2 protein-coding genes are annotated in these 1275 nt (G+C 44.1%); both read right to left on the reverse strand.

Translation table 11 applies throughout. From position 1 onward, the window contains the following. Positions 1–863, reverse strand: an 863-nt coding sequence (tnpC, locus tag BHU72_RS07870; protein WP_176720439.1) for an IS66 family transposase, incomplete at its 3' end; no start/stop codon positions are given. Between the two features lie 92 nt (positions 864–955). Next, positions 956–1275 (reverse strand): IS66 family insertion sequence element accessory protein TnpB (gene tnpB / locus BHU72_RS07875; RefSeq protein ID WP_069702087.1); only part of this gene is annotated, 320 nt, incomplete at its 5' end.

Here is a 1275-nt window from a genome sequence, read left to right on the forward strand (position 1 = left end):
CCACTACGGGTGGTTTTGTAATCGAACAAGATGATTGGTTGTTTCCCATCATTTCCTGAACGATACAGCCACATGTAGGATGTAGACTGCGGCTTTCTGCCTTCTTCCTTTAATACCTGGACCGGAGTCTCATCACAATGAAGGACATCCCGCTTTAGGAGCTGTTGCCGTAGGTAATCGATGACAGGATACAGATAATCCTGCGAACAGCGAATCATCCAGTTCGCCATTGTTGCTCTGGATAGGGTAAAACCCAGTTGCTCCCAGTCCTTTTCTTGACGATAGAGCGGTACGGCATTCACATACTTCTGGTACATGACATGAGCGACTGTACTAGGAGATGCTAAAGAATGATTCATTAAGGAAGACGGTGTTAACGCCTTTTCTATATAAGGTGTATCCGTATGTTTACACTTTGAACATTCATAGGACATGCGGACATAACGGATGATTTGTAATTTGGCAGGTATGTATTCGAGTTCCTCACGCACAAACTCTTTCCCAATCGGCTTAAGGGTGGTGGCACAGTTCCCGCAGTACTGATCTTCTTTGTAAATATCGCATAGGATTTCTTTGACAGGAAGATCCTTTAGTAGTATCTCGCGTTTGGTTTTGGGATCACGTCTCGTATAGCCGTGTACGTTTTTTACGATGGGTTCAGGAATATGAGGATTTGCTTCTAGTTCCGCCTCATTAAACAGGTTGAGTTGGGCACTGATCTCTTCACGAGGTGTCTTTTCGCTGGAGCTACCGAACTTACCTTTCCGGAGGTTAATGACCATCTCGGTAAGGTTCTGGAGTTGTTGTTCTAAGTTCTTTATGGTGTTTTCTAGTTGTTGAATATAGGTATCCTTAGCATCCATGAACGGCTTGTCTCCCATCATTTTCATGGTTAAATTATACCATAAAAACAGGGGAAAAACCAGTATTGGCGCGGTTTGTAGCAACTTTTTGTTCAACAAATTGCGCCTGGTTTTACTGGTTTAATCGCCTTGGGTTGTTCAATTGCTAAGCCTTCTAATAACCATTTCAATTCCTGCCAGGTAAGAGATTTGATTTGCTCTGTCGATCGGGGCCATTGGAAGCTTCCGTTTTCAAGACGTTTATACAAGAGGATGAATCCATCGCCTTCCCAAAGCAGTGCTTTGAGGCGATCACGTCTTCTGCCACAGAACAGATAGAGTCTAGGGGTAAAAGGGTCCATTCCGAAGGTTTCTTGAACAAGGGCAGCAAGACCGTCTATCGATTTGCGCATATCTGTATAGCCACAGGCAA

This window comes from Desulfuribacillus stibiiarsenatis, assembly GCF_001742305.1.
Lineage (GTDB): Bacteria > Bacillota > Bacilli > Desulfuribacillales > Desulfuribacillaceae > Desulfuribacillus_A > Desulfuribacillus_A stibiiarsenatis.